General features: G+C 64.6%; 26 protein-coding genes. 7 read left to right on the top strand and 19 right to left on the bottom strand.

The genetic code is table 11. From position 1 onward, the window contains the following. From COGEMETH_RS09600 to COGEMETH_RS09585, 4 genes are all read right to left on the bottom strand, one after another. A partial coding sequence (locus tag COGEMETH_RS09600) for an HK97 family phage prohead protease (protein ID WP_507762995.1) occupies nucleotides 1-1,126 on the bottom strand: 1,126 nt, incomplete at its 3' end. 172 nt (nucleotides 1,127-1,298) lie between these two features. Continuing rightward, nucleotides 1,299-2,606, bottom strand: a complete 1,308-nt coding sequence (locus COGEMETH_RS09595) for a phage portal protein (protein ID WP_238182357.1) — start codon at nucleotides 2,604-2,606, stop codon at nucleotides 1,299-1,301. Nucleotides 2,607-2,668: 62 nt separating this feature from the next. After that, complete coding sequence (locus tag COGEMETH_RS09590) at nucleotides 2,669-3,292, bottom strand: hypothetical protein (protein WP_238182356.1); 624 nt, start codon at nucleotides 3,290-3,292, stop codon at nucleotides 2,669-2,671. Nucleotides 3,293-3,318: 26 nt separating this feature from the next. Then, entirely contained in the window at nucleotides 3,319-3,795 is a 477-nt protein-coding gene (locus tag COGEMETH_RS09585) for a hypothetical protein (protein ID WP_238182355.1), read from the bottom strand. Nucleotides 3,796-4,091: 296 nt separating this feature from the next. On the opposite strand from COGEMETH_RS09585, the gene COGEMETH_RS09580 reads away from it, so the two are divergent. Next, nucleotides 4,092-4,892 (top strand): hypothetical protein, encoded by an 801-nt coding sequence (locus COGEMETH_RS09580; RefSeq protein WP_238182354.1) that lies wholly within the window; start codon nucleotides 4,092-4,094, stop codon nucleotides 4,890-4,892. A 1-nt stretch (nucleotide 4,893) separates the two neighbouring features. Here the strand turns inward: COGEMETH_RS09580 and COGEMETH_RS09575 are convergent, their stop codons facing one another. The 4 genes from COGEMETH_RS09575 to COGEMETH_RS09560 all read right to left on the bottom strand — a co-directional run bounded on the left by COGEMETH_RS09575 (nucleotide 4,894) and on the right by COGEMETH_RS09560 (nucleotide 9,442). After that, nucleotides 4,894-6,750, bottom strand: a complete 1,857-nt coding sequence (locus tag COGEMETH_RS09575; RefSeq protein ID WP_238182353.1) for a phage terminase large subunit family protein — start codon at nucleotides 6,748-6,750, stop codon at nucleotides 4,894-4,896. After that, the gene (locus COGEMETH_RS09570; protein ID WP_238182352.1) at nucleotides 6,747-7,298 is read right to left on the bottom strand and encodes a hypothetical protein; all 552 of its coding nucleotides are present in this window, start codon (nucleotides 7,296-7,298) and stop codon (nucleotides 6,747-6,749) included. The genes COGEMETH_RS09575 and COGEMETH_RS09570 overlap by 4 nt, the downstream gene beginning before the upstream one ends. Before the next feature lie 306 nt (nucleotides 7,299-7,604). Then, nucleotides 7,605-8,843, bottom strand: coding sequence for an AAA family ATPase (locus COGEMETH_RS09565; protein ID WP_238182351.1), 1,239 nt, complete (start codon nucleotides 8,841-8,843; stop codon nucleotides 7,605-7,607). Between the two features lie 401 nt (nucleotides 8,844-9,244). Further along, nucleotides 9,245-9,442 carry a hypothetical protein gene (locus COGEMETH_RS09560; protein WP_147814720.1) on the bottom strand — a complete coding sequence of 66 codons (198 nt, stop codon included), beginning with the start codon at nucleotides 9,440-9,442 and terminating at the stop codon, nucleotides 9,245-9,247. 420 nt (nucleotides 9,443-9,862) lie between these two features. On the opposite strand from COGEMETH_RS09560, the gene COGEMETH_RS09555 reads away from it, so the two are divergent. After that, entirely contained in the window at nucleotides 9,863-10,429 is a 567-nt protein-coding gene (locus COGEMETH_RS09555; RefSeq protein ID WP_147814718.1) for a metallophosphoesterase, read from the top strand. Here COGEMETH_RS09555 and COGEMETH_RS09550 read toward each other — a convergent pair. The 10 genes from COGEMETH_RS09550 to COGEMETH_RS09505 all read right to left on the bottom strand — a co-directional run bounded on the left by COGEMETH_RS09550 (nucleotide 10,426) and on the right by COGEMETH_RS09505 (nucleotide 15,453). Further along, a complete protein-coding gene (locus COGEMETH_RS09550; RefSeq protein ID WP_147814716.1) occupies nucleotides 10,426-10,815 on the bottom strand; it encodes a hypothetical protein in 390 nt (129 codons plus the stop codon). The two genes, COGEMETH_RS09555 and COGEMETH_RS09550, sit on opposite strands and share 4 nt — an antisense overlap. A gap of 220 nt (nucleotides 10,816-11,035) precedes the next feature. Then, a complete protein-coding gene (locus COGEMETH_RS09545) occupies nucleotides 11,036-11,233 on the bottom strand; it encodes a hypothetical protein (RefSeq protein WP_147814714.1) in 198 nt (65 codons plus the stop codon). Beyond that, nucleotides 11,230-12,624, bottom strand: coding sequence for a PcfJ domain-containing protein (locus tag COGEMETH_RS09540; protein WP_147814712.1), 1,395 nt, complete (start codon nucleotides 12,622-12,624; stop codon nucleotides 11,230-11,232). Before COGEMETH_RS09540 ends, COGEMETH_RS09545 begins: the two co-directional genes overlap by 4 nt. A gap of 75 nt (nucleotides 12,625-12,699) precedes the next feature. Next, complete coding sequence (locus tag COGEMETH_RS09535) at nucleotides 12,700-13,458, bottom strand: hypothetical protein (protein ID WP_147814710.1); 759 nt, start codon at nucleotides 13,456-13,458, stop codon at nucleotides 12,700-12,702. Nucleotides 13,459-13,522: 64 nt separating this feature from the next. Beyond that, nucleotides 13,523-13,840, bottom strand: a complete 318-nt coding sequence (locus tag COGEMETH_RS09530) for a hypothetical protein (protein WP_147814708.1) — start codon at nucleotides 13,838-13,840, stop codon at nucleotides 13,523-13,525. Beyond that, the gene (locus COGEMETH_RS09525; RefSeq protein WP_147814706.1) at nucleotides 13,837-14,133 is read right to left on the bottom strand and encodes a hypothetical protein; all 297 of its coding nucleotides are present in this window, start codon (nucleotides 14,131-14,133) and stop codon (nucleotides 13,837-13,839) included. Before COGEMETH_RS09525 ends, COGEMETH_RS09530 begins: the two co-directional genes overlap by 4 nt. After that, nucleotides 14,130-14,342, bottom strand: a complete 213-nt coding sequence (locus COGEMETH_RS09520) for a hypothetical protein (protein WP_147814704.1) — start codon at nucleotides 14,340-14,342, stop codon at nucleotides 14,130-14,132. The genes COGEMETH_RS09525 and COGEMETH_RS09520 overlap by 4 nt, the downstream gene beginning before the upstream one ends. Then, complete coding sequence (locus COGEMETH_RS09515; RefSeq protein ID WP_147814702.1) at nucleotides 14,339-14,749, bottom strand: hypothetical protein; 411 nt, start codon at nucleotides 14,747-14,749, stop codon at nucleotides 14,339-14,341. Before COGEMETH_RS09515 ends, COGEMETH_RS09520 begins: the two co-directional genes overlap by 4 nt. Further along, a complete protein-coding gene (locus COGEMETH_RS09510) occupies nucleotides 14,746-14,994 on the bottom strand; it encodes a hypothetical protein (RefSeq protein ID WP_238182350.1) in 249 nt (82 codons plus the stop codon). Before COGEMETH_RS09510 ends, COGEMETH_RS09515 begins: the two co-directional genes overlap by 4 nt. A gap of 279 nt (nucleotides 14,995-15,273) precedes the next feature. Then, a complete protein-coding gene (locus COGEMETH_RS09505; RefSeq protein ID WP_238182349.1) occupies nucleotides 15,274-15,453 on the bottom strand; it encodes a hypothetical protein in 180 nt (59 codons plus the stop codon). Nucleotides 15,454-15,522: 69 nt separating this feature from the next. Between COGEMETH_RS09505 and COGEMETH_RS09500 the strand changes: the two genes are divergently transcribed. Continuing rightward, complete coding sequence (locus COGEMETH_RS09500) at nucleotides 15,523-15,699, top strand: hypothetical protein (protein ID WP_187277332.1); 177 nt, start codon at nucleotides 15,523-15,525, stop codon at nucleotides 15,697-15,699. Nucleotides 15,700-15,753: 54 nt separating this feature from the next. Then, nucleotides 15,754-16,374: a hypothetical protein gene (locus tag COGEMETH_RS09495; protein ID WP_238182348.1), complete on the top strand. Its 621-nt coding sequence runs from the start codon at nucleotides 15,754-15,756 to the stop codon at nucleotides 16,372-16,374. Nucleotides 16,375-16,600: 226 nt separating this feature from the next. On the opposite strand, the gene COGEMETH_RS09490 is transcribed toward COGEMETH_RS09495, so the two are convergent. Continuing rightward, nucleotides 16,601-16,909 (bottom strand): hypothetical protein, encoded by a 309-nt coding sequence (locus COGEMETH_RS09490; RefSeq protein WP_147813527.1) that lies wholly within the window; start codon nucleotides 16,907-16,909, stop codon nucleotides 16,601-16,603. A 340-nt stretch (nucleotides 16,910-17,249) separates the two neighbouring features. Between COGEMETH_RS09490 and COGEMETH_RS09485 the strand changes: the two genes are divergently transcribed. The 3 genes from COGEMETH_RS09485 (at nucleotide 17,250) to COGEMETH_RS09475 (ending at nucleotide 19,774) form a co-directional block, all read left to right on the top strand. After that, a complete protein-coding gene (locus COGEMETH_RS09485) occupies nucleotides 17,250-17,981 on the top strand; it encodes a response regulator (protein ID WP_147813525.1) in 732 nt (243 codons plus the stop codon). Then, entirely contained in the window at nucleotides 17,981-19,354 is a 1,374-nt protein-coding gene (locus COGEMETH_RS09480) for an ATP-binding protein (protein ID WP_147813531.1), read from the top strand. The genes COGEMETH_RS09485 and COGEMETH_RS09480 overlap by 1 nt, the downstream gene beginning before the upstream one ends. Before the next feature lie 156 nt (nucleotides 19,355-19,510). After that, nucleotides 19,511-19,774 carry a GCG_CRPN prefix-to-repeats domain-containing protein gene (locus tag COGEMETH_RS09475; protein WP_147813523.1) on the top strand — a complete coding sequence of 88 codons (264 nt, stop codon included), beginning with the start codon at nucleotides 19,511-19,513 and terminating at the stop codon, nucleotides 19,772-19,774. The last annotated feature ends 44 nt before the right edge of the window (nucleotides 19,775-19,818 follow it).

The following is a 19,818-nucleotide window of genomic DNA, read 5'->3' as shown; positions in this document are numbered from 1 at the left end:
GCTCGTTGACCGGCTCCAAGGTCGGTGCGGCCGAGAATTGGATACGGTGCTTGGCGCGGAAGTCGCGGGCGGTGGTCTGTCGGCCGAGACGCTTCACGCCGGCCGGGGCGGCGCTATACGCCTCGCGCAAGGTCCGGCCCACCGTGTCGGCCAGCAACATCGGGAAGTCGCTCGTGCTCTGCAGGGCGCGGGTGATGACGCCATCCGCGGCAAGGCTCGTGGTCGACAGGCCGCGGGTCCGCAGGCAGTCGCGGGCCAGTTCCGAGATCGTCAGGCCGATATACGGCCGGGCGGCGTCGGACGGGGTGTGTTGCGGATTGGCGCGCATGTAGAGGGCTTCGCCCATCGCGCGGGCACGCACCTCCGGATCGGTGTGGTCGACGATAATGGTCGCGGTGCGCACGGTGGTCGCGGCCAGCGTGCGGGTCTGCATCTCGGCGAAGGCTGCGCCGCGGGCTGCCTCGACGGTAGCGTTCGCATCGATCTGCCCGTCGATCCAGGGCTGTCCGAGGCCGGCGACCTGGGCGATCGAACGGATTTGTATGTTGATCGCGGCGCGCTCGGCCAAGGCCGGGGCCGGCGGGGTGATGATGGTGGGAGCCGGCGCGGGGGCCGGAGGGAGGGTCGGTTCCAAGGGGGTACTCCGTACTCGGGCGGCCGGATCGGCCGGGATGACCACGAGCGAGCCTTCCAGCAAATCCCAAGCAACCGCGACCTTCTCGCGTGTCTTGGTGGCCGGATTGGTCCGCTCGGACCATTGCTTGACGGCGTATCCAATCGAAATCTCGGGGAAATGCCCGTCAGAGAATTCGGCGGCGATACGCTGAGACTTGGGATTGTGGCGGGAAAGCACGGCGCGTCCGCGCAGCTCGGCCCCTACGACGTGGATGCTGTCGACGTAGCCGAGACGATCGTCGAGGCTCGCGCGGGCGTGTCCGTCGAGCAGCGGCACGCGATCCGGCCAGCTCTGCGAAAGAGAGAGGCTTTCGAGGTAGGCGCCACGGGCGTCCTGGCGGACGACGCCGGAGCCGGCGGAGAGCACGACCTCGAAGGTCCAGCTCTCCGCGTTCCACGTCGACCCGGCGCCGGCAGCACCGCGGCTATGGATTTGCAGCGGAGCGTTCATCGAGCGATTTTCCTCGGGCGGTCCGGCTGCTCCTGAAAAGTTTCGAGAGTATAGATCAGCACCTTAAGCTCGGAGACGAGCTTGCTTATCTCGCTTTTTGACGCACGTCCTACACACATCGACAAGTCGTTGCGGAAAATTTTGAGGCTGATTTCAGTCTTGCTTACATTCATCACGCAACCTGTGCGTTGATTGCTACGGGGGCGGACTGGAAATCAAGGCCGAGCGCGCCGGCGGCCTTTCGGTCCTCGGCAATCTCGCGATCCAGGGCTTCGACGTCGTAACCGCGGGCAGCGACTGCCTGCCGCCGCGACATGAGGCCGGCACCGATCGCCGCGATCTCCGCCTCGACGTCCTTTGCCGGGTCGATCCATTCCGCTTTCGGCGGCATCGAGCGGGAGGCGAGCCACGCGGCCGTGTTCGCCTCAAAGTCTGGCGCGTTGATGCGGCCGGACAGGATTTCCGCGGTGACGAAGCGGCGCCAAACCGGACGGCAGAGTTGAAACACGATCAGGGCGTGCTGCAGCGCCTCGGCCTTGCGGCGAAACTCGACACGGGCGTCGCGCTGCGAGCTGTAGTTCGCATCCGACACGTCGCCAGTGAGGGCGCTGTAGGGGACGCCGAGGCCGGCCGCGATCTCCCGGAGGGTGACGGTGAGGTATTGGATCGCCTCGGCGCCAATGGCGGCGGGATCGCTGAACCGGATGTCCTGGCCTGGCCGCAGTACCTTAAGGGTGCCGGGCTCCAAGCCGCCTTCGAGGCCGCCCTCACCGTCTGCCTCGCCTTGGAAGCCTCCGGCCTCGCCGGCGGGATCGATGACGAAGCCTGTCAGGAGCGCGCTGATCTTCTGGCGCATGAGCTGCGCATCGGAGGCTGCATCGAAGTCGGCTAGCCGCAGGAGGATCGGGGCGAACCACGAAACACCGCGAACCTGACCGGGCGTGTCGACACGGAACAGGTGGATCACGTCCTCAGCCGGGACGCGAATCATGTCCAGGCTACCGCCGAGCGGCAGGCCGGGCCGTTCCTTAAACAGGTGGTAGGCGACCCGCCGTCCCGCCTCATCGAACTCGATCCCGGCGACGATGCGCGAACCGCCGGACAGCTCGACGTGATAGGCGCCGTTCAGTTGCTCGGGATCGAGGAGGCGCAGGCGCAGCCGACCGGCAGCGTCGTGCAGCATCAGCGCCAGGCATTCGCCGTCGACGACGAGGCGATGCACGGCAAGAGCGACGAGACCGTGGAAGTCAAGCAGGCCGTCGCTGTCGGCTTCATCGGTCCAAGCTTCGAACACTGCGTTGAGCAGGCTGCGTATGGCCGGGTCGGGATGGGCCGACTGCGTCGTGATTCCGGAGCCGACGAGGGCGGAGATCCACGCGTCGGTGCCGGCGCGGGCGTGGCCGTTGTTCGCGGCGAGGTAGCGGGCGCGGCGGGCCAGCGGCACACGAGCCGCAAGCGCCGCCGAGATCGGGAGCGGCATTTCCCCAGAGCCACGCCAGCGTCGCCCTCCTGCCGCGCCATCATAGGATCGGGTCCACATTTTCAGTATTCCAAACCGACAGGCAGGGTTTTTATTTTGGATATAATTAATTCGTTACGAGGGTCATTATTAGGCCAGTCTTCATCGGCGAAAGTACTTACAATATGTCCTTGTGCCGGTTTGATGCCAGCTAAGCGCCTATTTATCATATTCAAAACTGCGATATTTATCAAATCAACAGCCACCACAACAAATATTCTAGGTGATAGGCTGCCTATTGGATCTTGTCGTGAGACTATGAAGCTGTGCCCAATTTCATAGTTATAAAGAAAACCACGTCGATACGTGTCGTTGCCGTCGGCGAATACTGCAATTTCACGCATTCCATCGGCGCGAACGTGGTCAATTTGAAGATTCCATAACTCAACTGCGCATTCTGCAACGCGATTTGATACCGACCTTGCCAACGCAGGTGATATGCCTATGCGTGTAATTTTGTCCATAAAGTTCAGCATTACGATGCCGAGCGCACTATATAAATGGCGATTACCTTTGCCAGAAGTATCGCCTGAATTGATTAGACCCCTGGATTTCCAATTCTGAAGTGTTTTCCCCGATAGATGAGGAATTATCTGCAGGACTTCGGCCTGCGTAAACTGGGGTTTTGCGAGATCGAGCCGTTCCATGACAAAGCCTCGCACGAGGCTTTACCTCAGTCAACGCAAAAGAACCTCATCCGAGTGTCTTTCTCATAACCTGCTGACATCAAAGGCAAATCTCTGTCGTCAATTTCTAGGGCTTCTGGTTCTTCATCTGAATCCCCGTCGATACAGTCGAGGACATCAACAAGCCGGCCTATTAAATCGATAAGTAAATCTCGGCTATTACGTAAGATTAAATTATAATCTTCGATTGGTAGTGCGGCTCGTAGTTCTTTAACCGCGCCTTGGATGTAGGCTTCGTCTACGAGATGGCTGTTGAGAGATTTCACAGCTGAAAGTGCGGATCTTGCCCTTTCATGCTGCCATGCTTTTTTCATAGCGTCAGCGAAGTTGCCGCCGTGATCGTGATGCAGCGCCCAAGCGGCCCGCATGACTCGACGTTGAGGGGTGCAGCCTGTGGGTAGAAGCGGCGACGCTTCTGCCGCGGTTGGTTCAGGCGTGGTATGGGCGTGCGAAGCCGATCGCATTTCGTCTCTCCGAATGCGTAGTCACTAGGACGATTCCAAAACCGTCTTTCCACCTTTTCGTGTTTTTGCTATACGGATTTCATGCTTGCCGTGTCAATTCCCGTAGATGAAAAAAGACGCGGCCGGCCGCCGGGCGAAAAGTATGCGCCTCCGGTCCCCATTCGACTTACAGCCGAACAGCTCGCTTCTATCGATGATTGGAGGCGACATCAGCCCGATTTACCATCGAGGTCAGAGGCTATTCGTCGATTAGTTGGTTTGGCCCTCGATCAAAATTCTAAATAAAGGCTTGCATCTTGAATTTTGATCTTCTATCAAAAAATCCTGCAATATCCTTAAGCGGCTATTTTATTGGAATAGTCGCATTTATATTTTCTATCTACACATACGAAGCAACAAAGCAGCGCGGGCAGATTTATTATGCCTCAGAAACAAAATTAATCTATGCTCCCCTAGAGCCAAAAGTTCTACCAGAGCCAATTTTGGCTGAAAAATATCAAAATCACGGTCGGATTTACGTAACTCAATTTGCACTTTGGAACGGAGGCAATTTGAGCTTTGAGCCGCAAACTCAAAGAACTCCTATAATATTGAGTGGGGATAGTAACGTTGCGATATTCGATGTTAAAATAATGACAACGAAAACTATAACTGAAAACAATTTTACTATTTCAAAAGTTCAAGATCACAAATATAAAATCGATTGGAAGGTTCTTGATCCAGAAGACGGGTTGAAGATACAGATTTTACATAGCGGAAGTCCAAGATCTGTCACAATCGAAGGTAAGTTTGCGCCAAATTTCGGCCTAGCTCGCTGGGCACCTAGCGGCTTTATATTGCCGTCTTTTATATTATGCATAATGACACTTACGATTATTCATGTATCGGTATACTATTCGATCGTAAGTCATTTCTTAAACCGACTAAAACCTTGGATTGGAGATCCTTTAAGAGTGCTATACATCATTGCGGGATTTGTTTTAAGTGGAGCAGTGTCTGTCTACCTATTTTACCAGATAATTTCGTATTCTGGTGGGATCTCGCCCTTTACATATGGATTTGAGGGTAACGGCGGTATGGATGCAGGTGTTCCGTAGCTTAATTCGCCATCCAGCTCGATTTTATTGTCCAATTCTTGGTTTTTTTCTGACTTTCTGGATATGTATTTTCGACATAAGGCATCGATGATATTCGCCTTAGTTCGTCGGCGAGCCGTAAGCCTCGGCCAACTACTGCGCAAAGTGCTGCGTAGGCGTACACTCGGCAATCAAGCGCTTCGTTTCGCAATGAAGGATCTTTTTTCCATTCGCGAATCGCGAGACCCTTTCGATATGTCCGTACAATTCGTTCTGCCCCGAGCTGTCGAAAGTAGTCCAGATCACGCCCAACTGGAAAGTGACAGAAGCCAGCGCCGGCTTCTGACGCTCGTAAACGCGCCGTCACGATCTCCTTTGCCGCGTCCACACCGACGATGAATGGCGAGTAGACCTTTTCCCGTGCCTTTGGCGGCCGGCGAGGCCAGACAGGGATACCAGGACCGCCGCGCCCCTTGATGCCCCATACGCCGCGTCCTGCCCGATCGCGGGCGTACGCGTAGACCGTCTGTGTGTGATGCCCGCCCGTATCGATGCAGACGCCACGCACCGGCATCTGGCCGGCCCGCGGATGGTCGAACCGGCGGAGTAGTTCGGCGTCGAGCGTGGCCCAAATCTCCGGCCGAGCCGGGTCGCCCCATAGTACGTCATAGGACAGCGACCAAGACTCCTCGCCGAGCCCCCACCCGACGATTTCGAGTTCGAGCCGGTCGCCCTGCACATCGACGCCGGCGGTGATTGCGACCACTCCCTCCGGGAGGCGGTCGCCCCAATCCTCAAGCCGCGAGAGGAAGCCAACGGCCTCGACCGCCTCGCTGTCGCGATCCTCGAAGGGTTCGCCGAGCTTTGTGTTGGTCCAAGGGCGGAGTCGAAGCGGGTCCTTCGCTACGGTCACGAACTCGGCCGCAATCTCGGCCCAACTCTCGAAGGGCGAGTACAGGGCGGAGAGGTGGAACCCGGCGGTGCGCCCATCGCTGGGGGCAGTAGCGCGCCATTCTCCGGCGGAAAGCATGCCGGGCTTGTGATACTCCTCGATCACACCGCCGCAATCCGGTTCCTGGCAGAGATAGAACGCCTTGCGCGGCTCGCCCTCAGGCCACGTCACGCCCCGCCAGTGGAGGGCCTGCATTCCATCGCAATGCGGGCACGGCACGAAATACCGGCGGCGGTCACTTTCAGCATATGCTTTTTCGATCCGAGAGGTGCCGGCGTCGGTCGGGGTCGATATGAGGATGATCTTGCGCCGACCGCGAAACGTGACGGTGCGCTGAATGGCAAGCGCCACCGGATCGCCCTCCCCGTCCGCATCGGCTGGAAAGGCATCGAACTCGTCGAGCACTAGGTAGCGGACCGGAAGCGAGCGCAGGCCGGTCGCGGAATTGGCGCCTGTCATGACCAGCACGCCGCCGGCGAATTCCTTTTGGCTGACGGTGTTGCCGGGGTCCTTTGCGCGAGCCGGCGCAATCTTGGCGCGTAGTGCTGGCGTGCCGTCGATCAGCGGCTCGATCCGCGTGCGCGAATTCCGCCGCACCATGTCACCGGTCGGCCAGACAGTGAGGATCGTGCCCGGCGCGTGTGCGATCCAGTAGCCGACCGCGTTGAGGCCAGCCTCCGTCCCACCGGTCTGCGCGCCTTTCATGAACACGACCCGCTCGGTTGCATCTGAGGTCGAGAGGCAATCCATTATTTCGCGCAGGTATGGCACGCGTTCGGTGCGCCACGGGCCGGGCTCGGCATTCGTTGTCGGAAGCACACGGTGCTTGTCCGCCCATTCGCTGACTGTGAGCTGCGGCTCGGGGGTGAGGCCACGGCGCCAGGCGTCTTGCACGAGGTCGACGGTGAGGTCGTACAGTGCGGTCATTGAGGCAGTTCCAACTTGGTCGAGGCGATCGTGATGAGGTGGTCGCGCACCTCGCGATCGAGGATGGCCGTGATCTTGGCGAGGTCGGCTCCGGTCCCTGCAGCGATGGCGGGGGCGCAGCGGTTCACCCATCCGATCAGGGCGTCGCGCTCGGCCTTGGCACGGGCCTCAATCACCCGGAGAGTGGCCCGGCGATCGAGATGCCGGTCGGCCATTTTGTGGGCCTTCAAGCGGGCGATCTCGGCCTCGGCGCTGTCGCGCTCCGCCCGAGGACTGAGAAAGCCGCCGGCGAGGCTTGTAGGCGGGTTGCTGGGGCTACCGGCGGCGCGGCGGCGGTTTGGATCGACGTTGCGGTCGATCCAGTCCTTCCCGCGGGCCACATGGATGCGTCCGTTCGTCTCGACCGGGAGGCCGGCGGTGATGAGCTGGCTGACGCGGCTCTGCGTCACTCCGATCAGTTCGGCGAAGCCTTTTTTCGACACGGTATGCGTCGCCGGGTCGAAGGGTGCTGCTGGGAATAAGTTCGTATCGGGCGTCATGGCGGTCAAATTCAACTCGAAACTTTAGGGACTAAACTCGGCTCAAGTGGTGAGTTCTCGGGTGCTTGTCCCCCGCAGGACCTGGCGCCGGAGGGACCCGTCATCCTCCGCCTCGCCGGTAAGGGATGGCAGGCCCTTCGGGGGCCTGCCATCCCCTCTACGTAGTAGAGGGGTAGTCCGCCCCCCTGAGTTGGCCGCAATGATATCAATGACTTAACGGGGTAGTTGGACAGTTGGCCGTAAGTCCGACCCCCTAATAGAATCAAGCACTTACAGCCTAGTTGGCCGGGAGTTGGCCGGGGCTTGAGAGGCATGTCACTCACCCCCGCTTGGTGGCCGTTCGCCGTCTAGGGGCGGGTGATCGGCAGGCACCACGAACCGCTTGCCATGGCTGGGACGGCCGACGAATGCCTCTCTTAGCTCGCCCCTTTCCAGCATCGATGTAATCGCACGCTCAATGTGGTGCTGTTTCAGCCCCTCTACTTCGCGATATGCTTTCAATATCTTTGGAGCATAGGCGGTTGAGGTTGGTGAGAAAGTCATGAGCCGACCTTGCTTGGTTGCCCGCCGCATCGCCGCCAGCACCTTCACCTCGGCGCCGATCATATCGACGGCCTTGGCACCGCCATCGCTCTTGTCTGCAAGGCCGAATTGCCCCCGCCAATACGTCACCCTCAGCTCGGCCCCCGCCGGCGCGAAGTTGCCCTTCAAGCGTTCCACGATCCGCAGGTCGCGCGCCTCCGGCCCGGTCGCCTCCTCGTCGGTGGGACGGCGCATGTAGACGACGCTCCGCACGGCATTCCGCCACGCGGTGCTGCCCGAGATTCCGGAGCCGCTTGCAAGGCCAGAGACGCCGGGATGCGCCAGGATGATAACTGCGCCGCCCGTCTCACGGGCAATGATCTCAAGCAGTCTTACGTATCGCGTGACGTGTTGGCGGTCGATTTCCAGGCCGCCGAAAGTGTCGGCGACCGTGTCCACGATGACAAGCTGAATGCCGTTGCTGAGGCAGAAGGCTTTCAGGTTGTCGTAGGTCGGCGTTGCCTTGAGGCCCCGCCCTTTTCCGTCAGAGACCGCAAGCAAGGCGTCCTCGCCTTTGAGCGTCCTGAACCAAAGCTGTTCTTCGAGGTCCCCGAATTCGATCCCGAGGCCCTGATTGATGTCTTGCTGTCGCCGGTGCAACTCGTCGATGTCATCCTCGGCGGCGAGATACAGCACCTTTCGGCGGGCCAGCTCCATACCCATGAAAGGCGAACCGACTGCGCAGCATGTGGCGAGCTGCATCGCCAAAAGGCTCTTACCCGTGCCACCGTCGCCGGACAGTAGCGTCACGACGTGGTCGGGCACCCAATCCGGCAGGCACCATTGCCGCGTGGGGATCGGCTTGCCCTGAAACGTCGAGACGCAGACCACAGGCCAGCCAGGAAGGGGTGCATCCGATCGTGTGACCGTTTGAGCTGTCGCGCTTGATGGTTCTGCTAAGCGCCGCGCAGCGTCGAAGATGCCCACCACGTCAGAAGCGCTTTTGCCGAGGCTCGTCCATTCGTCACTCACCGCCGGTCCTCCGGCGGCCGGCGAAGGGTCAGAACGCCGCAAACGCTGGCCGGATCGGGCTCGGCGCGGTTTGACACATCGGCGGTAAGTGCTTGATTTTCAGGGGCAGGGTTTACGACAAGGGGCAAGCTAAGCCATTGATAAGGCCGAGCTAAGCCATGCATCATAATCCTCGTGTCGGGGGTTCGAGTCCCTCTCCCGCTACCAAAGAATTCAACGACTTAGACGCGAAGCCCTGGCCTGGACGCCGGGGCTTTTTCGCTCCGGGGCGGATTTGGGGCGGGACCTCGCGATCCGCCCCCGTTCCGTCCCGCCCCCGTCCGCCCCGGTCACGACCCTGTGGACGGCGGTCGCTTCGTTCCCGCCCACGTTCTTGACAGGGGTGGTGATCCCACCCGGGATCAGGACGCCAGCCGCACGGGTCGCACCCGCCGCCGGTCCCGCCCGAGCGCCCTCGCCAGGTCCGCCGGCCGCTCGGCCTTCACCAGCCCGGGCCGCCGCGTCGACCTCACCTCCAGCATGTCCTCCGCCAGGGCCCGCAGGATCGCGTCGCGTTCCTCGCCGGCCACTGCATCCAGGATGTCCGCGTAATCAGGCATTGCCAACCCTCCGTCATAGGAACAGATAGAGAACAAACGTGGCGGAGCAAGGACTGGGGCGGTGATCCTTGGCGAGGTCACAGGCAGGCCGTTCGCGCGGAATGACGTCACGGCTGTGCCGAACCGCGTCACGACGAGGCCGTTTCAGCGGAACCACGTCACAGGGGCAGGAACCGACGCTCGCCCCCGCCGGGACAAAACATGTTTTCTCGGGACAAAACGCGTTTTTTGGACCCCGTTTTGGACAGAACGTGCTTTCCCACAGGGGCCAGGGCCTCCTTAACCCGCCCCGTGCTACGACACCGATTCCACAGCGCTCCGGAGAGACCCGTGAAACGCATACGCCGCCGTCCCCTCGCCGAGATCCCTAATCCGGGGGCGTGACCGCGTGCGCGGCAGCCCCTCGCGGAGGCTGCCTTCATGACCTTTCGGACCTTCTTCACCTCGGACACCCACTTCGGCCACAAGGGCGTCCTCGCCATGTCCGGCCGGCCCTTCGCCACCATCGAGGAGCATGACGAGCTCCTCGTGCAATCGTGGAACGGCGTCGTCGGACCCCGGGACGAGGTCTGGCACCTTGGCGACTTCGCGATGGGCGCCACGCCGGAGCGGTGCCAGGCCCTGTTCAAGCGCCTCCGCGGTCGCAAGATCCTCGTCCGCGGGAATCACGACAAGAAGCGCACGCTCGATCTGCCGTGGCACTCCCAGCACATCGTCGCCACGCCCAAGGTCGAGGGCAAGCGCCTGGTGCTCTCGCATTACCCGATGCGCGCCTGGATGGGGGCGTTCCGCGGCTCGATCCACCTGTTCGGCCATACCCACGGAAAGCTCCCCGACACGAACCGCTCGTGCGACGTCGGGGTGGATCGGTGGAGCTACCGACCAGTGACGCTGGCCGAGATCCGCGAGCGCCTCGACGCGACGCCGACGGTCCCCGAGGAGATCGCACTCTGCTCGGTTCCCGACGACGACGACGACGAGGGCTAGTAGAAGTCCTCGCCGACGCGGGCAGCCACCATCGCCTTGGTCTCGCCCGGCAGGAACCGCTGCCAGGCCCACTCGCCTCCGTGGAAGAAGAAGTCACGCCCGTCATGCCGGATCTTGGGCATGTCGCCCCGACGCTTCTTCGGCGCGCCCTGCACGTAGATCGTGGCGGGCGCGCCGTCGAACAGGCGGACCCGGGCGGCGAACTTGTCCGGGCCCCACTGCCGGACGCGGACGAACTCCGACACGAGGGACGGCAGGGTTTCGCCACGGTCGTTCGTGAGCCAGGCGGTCACGTGAGCCCGGACGATGGCCGTGGTGGCCTCCTTGTCGAGGGGCAGGTCGAACGTCGGCTGTTCGGCCGCTTGAGCTTGAGGTCTTCTTGCCATGGTCTTCTCCACACAGAGGCGGGATGCCTCGATGCGCGGATGAATCCATAGGTCTCGCCAGTAAGCGAGCCCCATCATAAGACCATCACATTCGATGGTTAAATTAACTCTAGTACATCCCAAACATAGCCCGGAAGCGATGCCACGGACAATCCCCCAGGGGTAGGAAAAGGCCCGGAATGAGAGGAAACGACTCGGGATGGTTAAGAACCCGTGTCGCTCAGTCCGGGCCGTGCGCGGCGTGCCAGGACAGCAGCAGGAGGGCGCGCTCCCACACCCTTCGGTGGGCGCCGTCGACGTCCGGGATGGCCCGGACCGCCTCGGCCTGGGCCCGCCCGTCGCGGGCGATGAGCCCGTCCACGTGGGAGTCGACCGCGTCCGTCACGGCCCGCCAGCGCGCGAGGTCAGCCCCGTTCACCACCGCCTCCCGGTCCGCTCGCGCTCGTGCTGCCGGAACCAGGGCATGCCCGTGTCGGGGTCTCGCTTGATCTTCCCGGGGACGGAGCGAGCAAGGCGCGGAGGGCTCGCCGCGGCGCCGCAGCACACCGGATCGTGGCCGCGTGACAGGGACCTGAGCTCGTCTCGGGAATCCTCCCAGGGAAGCCCGAGGTGCATCCGAACAATATCGGACCCCCCGTCATTCTGATCCGGGGCAAACATCCGACCCATGGCCTCGACGAACCCAGACGCAGAACGCACCGTCATGGTGACCATGCTGTCGATGGCCGAAGCAACGACGTCTCGGGCGAGCGGCGAACGCTCGACCCGGTAGCGCTGAAGCCTGACGGGTCGCCGACTGATGTCGCCCACGTCGACCTCGTCCACCTCATCGAGGATGATGAAGGGCTCCCGGCTGCCGGCACGGCGAAACATCACCTGTCCGTAATGGACCTCGTAGAGTGTGTCGGTCAGCCCGGACCGGGGCATCTCATTCAGCGGGTCGAAGTAACGGGTCGTGCCGTCGGTCTCCCGCATGAGCCAGCTTGGCGTGACAGCGGTCTCGCCGGCGGGGACCACACGGTCGATCAGCGGCCCGAACGCCGGGCAGGTATCGACGGTGGGTGTAGCGTTCTTCGGTCCTTTTGCCTGCATGATGCCGTTCGGGAGGATCTCGACGGTGACATGCGAGCGACCCTCGCCATCACGCAAAGACCAGATCCCGAGGGCAGGACAGTTCTCGTGCTTGTCGGTCGTGTCCCAGGCGTAGCGGTCGTAGGAACGGGACCCCACGCAGTGGCCCATGGCGGCTCCCTCGTTGTCGAGGGCGCGCTTGGTGACGAGGTGAGTCCAGTACCAGCCGGCCGGCGAGTGGACCTCGATTCGCTCGACCGTGCCGACGTCGCCAGCCTTCCGGTCGGCGCGCATGGCGGCGAGCCTCTCGTGCCAGCGCCGGCAATGCTCGACGGCGCCCGACCAGGAAATCTTGGGCAGCTTGTCGAGCATGCGGGGATCCTCCTCCTCCAGGGCGTTGAGCCAATCGAGGAGCTCGCGGACGCCGGGCGGCCCGGCGAACTCTCCGGAGCCACGGACCGTGCCGCCCTCGCGGTGCGCGCGGGACATCGCCTCGTGGCTGCGCTGGGCCGCCGCCAGGGCCTCCTTCATGATCGCGTTGCGCCACCGTCCCTGCGGCAGCTTCGGCGGCTCCAGCGTCGCCCACGGGTACGGGAGCACGACGCAGGTCTCGCCCATGGACACGACCTGCCCGGGCATGCGCCGGGCGAGCCAGCGCCGGATGCGTTCGTCCTTGGCGTGGAGGCAGGCCCATACCGCCGCGTTGAGGATGGCCTGAGGGTAGTGTGCCTGGAACACCGGACGGCTCGCTTGTGGGGATGGCGGGGGAATCGAGGAGCGCCCCTGCCGCCGGGCGCGTCGACGGAGGCAGCCTCAGGCGGCGGCGGCGAGGGGCGGTTCGGCGGGCTTCAGCATCTCGGCAAGCGCGAGGTCGCCGCCGTAGACGTGGAACCAGCATGCCAGCCGGCTGTGACGCGTCGTGATGAAGTCGCCTTCCATGACCTCGCTGAGGACGAGGTGCGGCTCGCCGGCGGGGATGGTCAGACCGGTCCAGTGGCAGGTGTGGTCCTTGCGACCGCGGATGACACGGCGGGATAGCTCGCGCGCCTCGCCCTGGTCGCCGCTGAACGCATCGACGCCGAGCATGTCCTCGTCGGTGACCTGATCGACCGCCTTCCGCTGGACCCATGCGAGGTCGAGGTCGTTGAAGGTGCCGCAGTCGAAGCGGAACAGAATGCGCTGCTGCAAGTCGCGAGGCGGCCTGCTGTTCACGAACGCATCGGGGTAATCGGTGACCGCCTCGATGACCGCTTCTATGACGTCAGTGACCGAACGGCTGGCAATCGACCCGAAGATGGCGAGCTTGGCAGCCTTCTGAGCCGTGTAGTCCTTGAGCCACGTGATGCCGAGGGCAACGTCCTTGAACAGCAGCCCCTGATGCAAGGTGATGAACCCGCCCGGATGGAAAGGATCGGGGGCCACGACGTTGACCTTGAGCTTCTCTGCGAGGGCGTGCGCGTCCCTGTCCCCCCGGACAATCGAATCGATCCACACCGCGAAGTTCGCGCGGGCGGTCTCGGGGAGTTCTTCGACGTAGCTGTGGGGTTCGTAGGGGTAGGTCTTCGTTGCCATGGGACGCTCCTGAAACGTTGATGTGATACCGCGCCCCTGCCGCCGGGCGCGTCGACGTAGGCGCTCAGGCTCCGAGCGGGATGGAGAGCAGGGGCTGAGGGGGCGCGTCCGATCCGGTCGGACGGTGGGAGCGGAAGGCGATGACGTTGCCCGTGCCGGCGACGACGGGCTCCGGGATCACCTCGGCGTTCCACGCCACCATCCCCGCCTCGCGGACGATGGAGACCACCAGGAGCCTCTCGGGCTGGCCCCGGTACAGGGTGACGATGACGTCGCCGGCGACGATGTCTCCGTTGACGCCGAGGATGCTGCGATCAGGCTGGCCGACGCTCCCCTGTTCGAGGAGGACTTTGAAATCGCGGAACTCGCGGTGGACCCTCACGACCGGACACTCCTGTTTGGGACACGGGGATAGGCGGACGGCTGGGCCGGCTCGCCGTGGGAGACCGCCAGCGCGGTGGCGAGGCGCTCGATGCCGTGCCGGGCGGTCGCCATGAGCGACGAGGAGACCTCGTCGTTCGCGATCAGCAGGTCGGTCCGGAGCGCGGGCTCCTTCAGGGATTCGAGCTCGTCGAGCCGGCGGTCGACCGCAGCCCTGACGGTGCGGAGGCGCGTACGGGTCTCGGCGAGATCGAGCTTGTGAAGGTCGGTGACGAACTGGGACCTGAAGCTCATGGGTATGTCCCCCCGACGGCTTCGCTGCTCGCGCACACCCAGCAGTAGGCGGGCATCTCCGGGTGGCGCGTGAGGACGACGCGGTCGAAGAGATCGTGCTCGTCTCCGCAGCACTCGCAAGTGAAGACGGAGGCGGCGTGCATCGCCTCGGCGTGGGCCTCCTCGGCCCTGGTCTGGCGGTCGTCGAGTCCGGTGCCGTCGTAGCTCACGCTGCGCTCCTCTGACGGCGGGCCTCGGCGGCGCGCCGGGCAGCGGCGGACCGGTCCACGCGCGGGATGGGCAAGTCGCGGTCGCGAAGGATGCGGCGCACGACCGAGGGATCGAGGCCGGTCGCAGCGGCCGCCGCCGGGACGGACGCGAGGCGCGCCACGGCATCGAGGGCTGCGGCTTCCAGATCCGGCGACGTCCTCGCCCGGGAACCGAGTCCGCGGGCGGCTGCGGCCAACCCGAGCGCGCGGCGACCCTCGGCCGCGAGGGCGAGAAGCGTCCGCGTCTCGCACCAGAACCAGCGCTCGCGAGCCCCGGGCAGGCCGTAGCCGCCGTCGATCAGGGCCGCGACCGCCTCGGGCCGGGGGCGGATATAGACGTCCGCCTCAAGGGACCTGCCGCGGCTCACGACACCACCTCTTCGGTGCCGGCGATCTCGTACGTGTGGACGTAGGTGACCGCGGACTGCTCCAGGCCGAGCACCCGGAGCAGGTTGTCCGGGGGCGACCGCCGTCCGTAGCGGACGTTTGAGATGTAGCTCTCCGAGAGGGCGTGCCGGCGAACGAACCTTCTCAGGCCGCCGTGCGCCTCGATGGCGGCCTCCAGCCGGGCGAGGACCTCGTCCCTCGTCAAAATGCGGCGTCGCAGCGCCATGCCCTTTTCTCCCCCGGAAAGAATCGCTGCGCCAAATTTAGACCTGGCTGGAAAGTAGCGATACGGGGTGCGACAAGATTTCCAGAAACTTCGAAATTCGTAGGATCTCCCCTTTGCTGGAGTTGATCGTTGTAACTGTTGCGACGGTGATGTCCGTTATGATCGGACACTTTTCAAAGTTGGAAACTTTTTTGGGCGTGTGGCACTCTCTCTGTGTCGACACTGAGAGGGAGGATTCGGTCCATGAGGGCCACAGCACAAGAGCTATGGAGCGTCAGACTAGGACACATGCTCGGCGGCCTTCAGCCAGTCGAGCGGCTTGATGCCGTTCCGGTCGCCGGCACAGTCGTCATGCTCATAAAAGTGGGCGGCCATCCCGCCATCGACCGTCGTGGCTGTGCTGTCGTCCGTGACGGGCAGCCGGTCCGGATCGGCGAGTGGGAAGCCGTCGAGATCCACGACCCCGCTCGGACCGCAGAGCGCCGCTACCGCCGGGCCGTGACGACCGCGCACCTGCCGGATCGGGCGGTGCGATTCGTCAAGCCGGCCGGACACGATTGGGAAGCCGACTGCGTCTCTCCCTACGGCGAGCCCGGCCCGTACTGCCAGGCGTACGCCGCCTGCACCAAGGTCCAAGGGCGCTTCGTCTGGCGCCGGGCCGCGACGTGGTCCGAGGTCACTACCCTTGGGGCAGACCTCGCCTAGTCGTTTTCATCACTCCGTCGATCATCACCATCACCACCGACAAGGAAGCGCATTATGGCCCGTCAAATCCTCGCCTACGTTCTCGCCGTCCTCGCCACCCTCGCGGAGGTGGCGGTCACCGCCACGCGCATGGTCTGGCGCGCCGGCCGCTGGGTTCTCGAATCCGTGACCCCGGCACCCCGTCGCGCCCCCGCCGCGGCTGCCGGTGCCGCCGACGCGGCCGCCGCCTTGGCCGAGGCCAGCCAGGCTCCGGTCGGCGTGCCCGCGGCCGTCGCCCTGGCCAAGCCGGAGCCGGTCGATCCCGTCCTCGAATGGGGCACCCTGGCTCATAAGTACGCCAACGCTCAGAGCGTCATCACCGGCGAGGACGATCCCATCCTCGACGGCATCCTCGACGAGCCCGCAATCGCCTGGCTGACCAGCCTGACTCACGTCGATCTGTTGCAGATCACGAACGCCACCCCGCGCGACGTCGGACGGCACATGCTCGGCGAGCGGGAGATCCCCGGCCTGAAGCTCTGCCCGACGATGCGGGAGTGGGAGCAGTCCAAGCGGTCGATGGCGAGCATCACCGCGGAGATGCGGGAGCGGTTGGCCGAGGGCAGGCAGGCCATGCAGGACGCCTTGGATGACCTCGTCAACAATCCCTCGTGGGAGCCGCTCCGGGGCGTCTGACCAGCCCATCCCCCGACACGACGAAGCCCGCCCCGGGAGACCGAGGCGGGCTTTTTCAGGTCCGATGCGAGGGTGCGACAGGTTGTCGAGCGCGTCGATTTCGGATTGATACTTTCACTGTGCACACGTGTGCACCCTTCGTCAGCACGCGAAAGCATTCCGTCGGCACGCGGGGGCCGTGACGTCACGCGGCTCCCGACCGTGACGTCACTCCGGGGCCGTCACGTCACGCGACGCGGCGACCATCCCGACGGGCGACCGCAGCGGCCTGGACGGCGGCGGCACGGTACGCGGCGACCTCGGCCTTGAGGGCGGCGTTCTCGGCCCGCAGCTTGGCGAGCTCCCGACGGTCGCGCGCCAGGGCCTGACCGACGACGGCGAGGCTGTCGAGGGTGGCGGCCTCGGCCTGATCGGCGCGGGCCTCGGCGACCCAGCGGTCACCCCGGGCGGACCCGGCAGCAAGGGCACCAGCGAGGCCCGCCGCGAGGGAGTAGACGCCGGCCTCGAAGACGTGGGGGAAGTTCTCGCCGCGCATCGTGGCCTCCTGTTCAGCGGGTGTGCCTACAAGAGATCGCCATCCCGGACGCCTTGTCGAGAGTCCTCGTGTCGGCGTGGTAACCAAACTCCTGGCCCCCTGTGGATGGACGCCACTGCGGGGTGGAGACCTCATTCGAAGGTAGCGTCCCGTTACACTGGCATTGTGAATCGGATTGTTGGTGTCACGTGACCCGGCTCCCGCATGTGTTGGCGGGTCGTCTCCATCTTGGCATCCTAGCGACCCAATGCGATGTGACTGGGCGGCGGGTCAATGTAACGTTTTGTGACAAAGGTCTTTTTCACGTTGTCGAGCCGGCCGGCCTTCGTATGTTCGAGGCATGAGCGAAGGCCCAACCATCGTCGTCGTCGAGGATGACGGCGATATCCGCACCCAACTCGCCGCCTACCTGGAGGGCGAGGGGTTTCGCGTGATCGGCCTCGACGGAGGGGCGAGCCTCGACCGCCAACTGGCGGTCGCGCCGGCCCCGGACCTCATCGTGCTCGACTGGATGCTTCCGGGCGAGGACGGGCTCTCCATCTGTCGGCGCCTGCGCGAGGCGGGCGGCCCTCCCGTCGTCATGCTCACCGCCAAGGACGAGGACATCGACCGGGTACTCGGCCTGGAGATGGGGGCCGACGACTACGTCTCGAAGCCGTTCAACCCGCGGGTCCTGCTCGCCCGCATCCGTGCCGTCCTGCGGCGGGCCCATGGGACTGTCGCCCGCGCGGACGCCGCCGATCCCGAAACCCTGGCCGTGGCGGACCTCGTCGTCGACCTCGCCGCTCGCCGGGTGACGACCGGCGAACCGGCGGCCGAGATCGCCCTGACCAGTGCCGAGTACGACCTGCTGCACTGCTTCGTCACCCGGCCGCAGCGGGTGCTCTCCCGGGACCAGCTCCTCGACTGGACGCGGGGCCGCTCGGCCGATGCCTTCGACCGCACCATCGACGTCCAGGTCAGCCGACTGCGGCACAAGCTCGACGCCGGGGGCAGCGCCGCGGCCGCCTTGCTCAAGACCGTGCGAAACGCCGGCTACATCCTCGCCGCGCCGGTGAGGCCGGCGCCGTGATGGCCCGGGTCGGCCTGCTCGGCAGGATCATGCTGCTCCTGCTCGGGGCGCTCTCCCTACTCGTGCTCGCCACCGTCGCCCTCGACACGTGGCAGCGGCGGCAGGAGGGCTCGCCCTATGGCACGCGCTTCCCGCGCGTCGACCAGGCCGCGAACATCGTCACCCTGCTGAGGGATGCCGATCCGGCCCTGAGACCGGCCATCCTGAGGGCCGTCAGCGGCGAGGCCCTCAGGGCCGAGATCATGGAAACGACTCCGGACGACGCCGGACTGATCCGGGAGCCGCGCCTCGAACGGCGCCTGCGCCGGATGACCGGTGATCCGGATGGGCCACTTCGGGCCTACACCGACACGGCCATGCTGCACCGGGGCCTCGACCCCGAGGATGTCAACGACAGGGATCGGAACCTCCCCATCGGCCGCCTCGCGACGGCGACCTATCGGCTGCCGGACGGCCGGACCCTCGTCATCTCGGCCGTCGAGAAGCATCGCTCGCTCATGCCGTGGCTGCTCGGGCGGCCACTGAGCCTCTGGGTGTCCATCCTCGGCGCCGTGGTCGCCGGCCTCGTCCTTGTCGGAACCCGCCACGAACTCGCCCCGCTGCGACGCCTGACCGAAGCGGTGACCCGGTTCGACGGGCGCGCGCCGGAGCCTGTCGCCACCCCGCGGGGCGCCCCGGAGATCCGGCGCCTCTCCCAGGCGGTCCGGGACATGCAGGACCGCATCGTCGGCCTCCTCGGCGAACGCTCGCTGCTGATCGGCGCCATCTCGCACGACCTCAAGACCTATCTCACTCGCCTGCGCCTGCGGGCCGAGGGCGTGTCCGAGCCGGAACGTCGGGACCGGCTGGTCGAGGATCTCGACGCCATGACCGCACTGATCGAGACCTCGCTCGGCTTCGCCCGGGGCACCGCCGTCGAGGTGGGCCGGACGGCGGTCGACCTCGCCGACCTGGTCGCGGTCGAGGTGGCCGAACAAGCCGCGCAGGGCATCGACGTCCGCCTGACCGGCGAGGACGTACAGGGTGCGGTGGCCGCCGGAGATGCCGTCGCGCTTCGTCGGGTCGTCGCCAACCTGATCGGGAACGCGGTCAAGTTCGGGCGCTCAACAGTCGCCGTCTCGGTGAGCCGGACCGGCGCATCGTGCCGTGTCACGGTGGACGACGACGGCCCGGGCATCCCGGAATCGGAGCGGACAGCCGTCTTCAGCCCATTCTACCGGATCGAGCGATCCCGCAGCCGCCAGACTGGCGGCACCGGCCTCGGGCTCGCCATCGCGCGGCAGATCGCGGAGGCGCACGGCGGTTCCGTCGTCGTCGGGGTATCCCCGCTCGGCGGCGCACGTCTCGTCGCGACCCTGCCGGCCATCGCCTGAAGGCAAGGCCGACGTGAAGGGAGGCCGGTTACAAAACGTTACGTCGACGCATCGGTCGGTCACATCCGGGAGGCAAGCGGAGGCGATCCTGCCTTCATCGGTCGCGACGCAGGTTCAGGCATCGCGTGTCCGATAAGAGCAGAAAAGGATTCGACGATGCTGAAGATCCTCGCCCCGGTCGCCCTCCTGACCGGACTGGCATTCCCGGCCGCGGCGTCGCCGCTGATCCAGTCGGCCGTGTCCACCGGCCTGGACGGCGCCGAGATCATCCAGGTCTACGACGGCTGCGGCCCCTACGCCCACCGCGGCCCCTACGGCGGCTGCAGGACCGGTGGTCAGCGTGGCGGCTATGTCCGAGGCGCCTCCTGCCCGGCCGGCTTTCACATCGGGCCATACGGCCGCCGCTGCTGGCCGAACTGAGGCTTTCCACCCTCATGCCTGTGTTTCGGCGTGCAACTTTGGCT

The sequence above is a fragment of the Methylobacterium trifolii genome (assembly GCF_022179685.1).
GTDB lineage: Bacteria > Pseudomonadota > Alphaproteobacteria > Rhizobiales > Beijerinckiaceae > Methylobacterium > Methylobacterium trifolii.
This window is presented reverse-complemented; position numbering and strand designations above follow the sequence as displayed.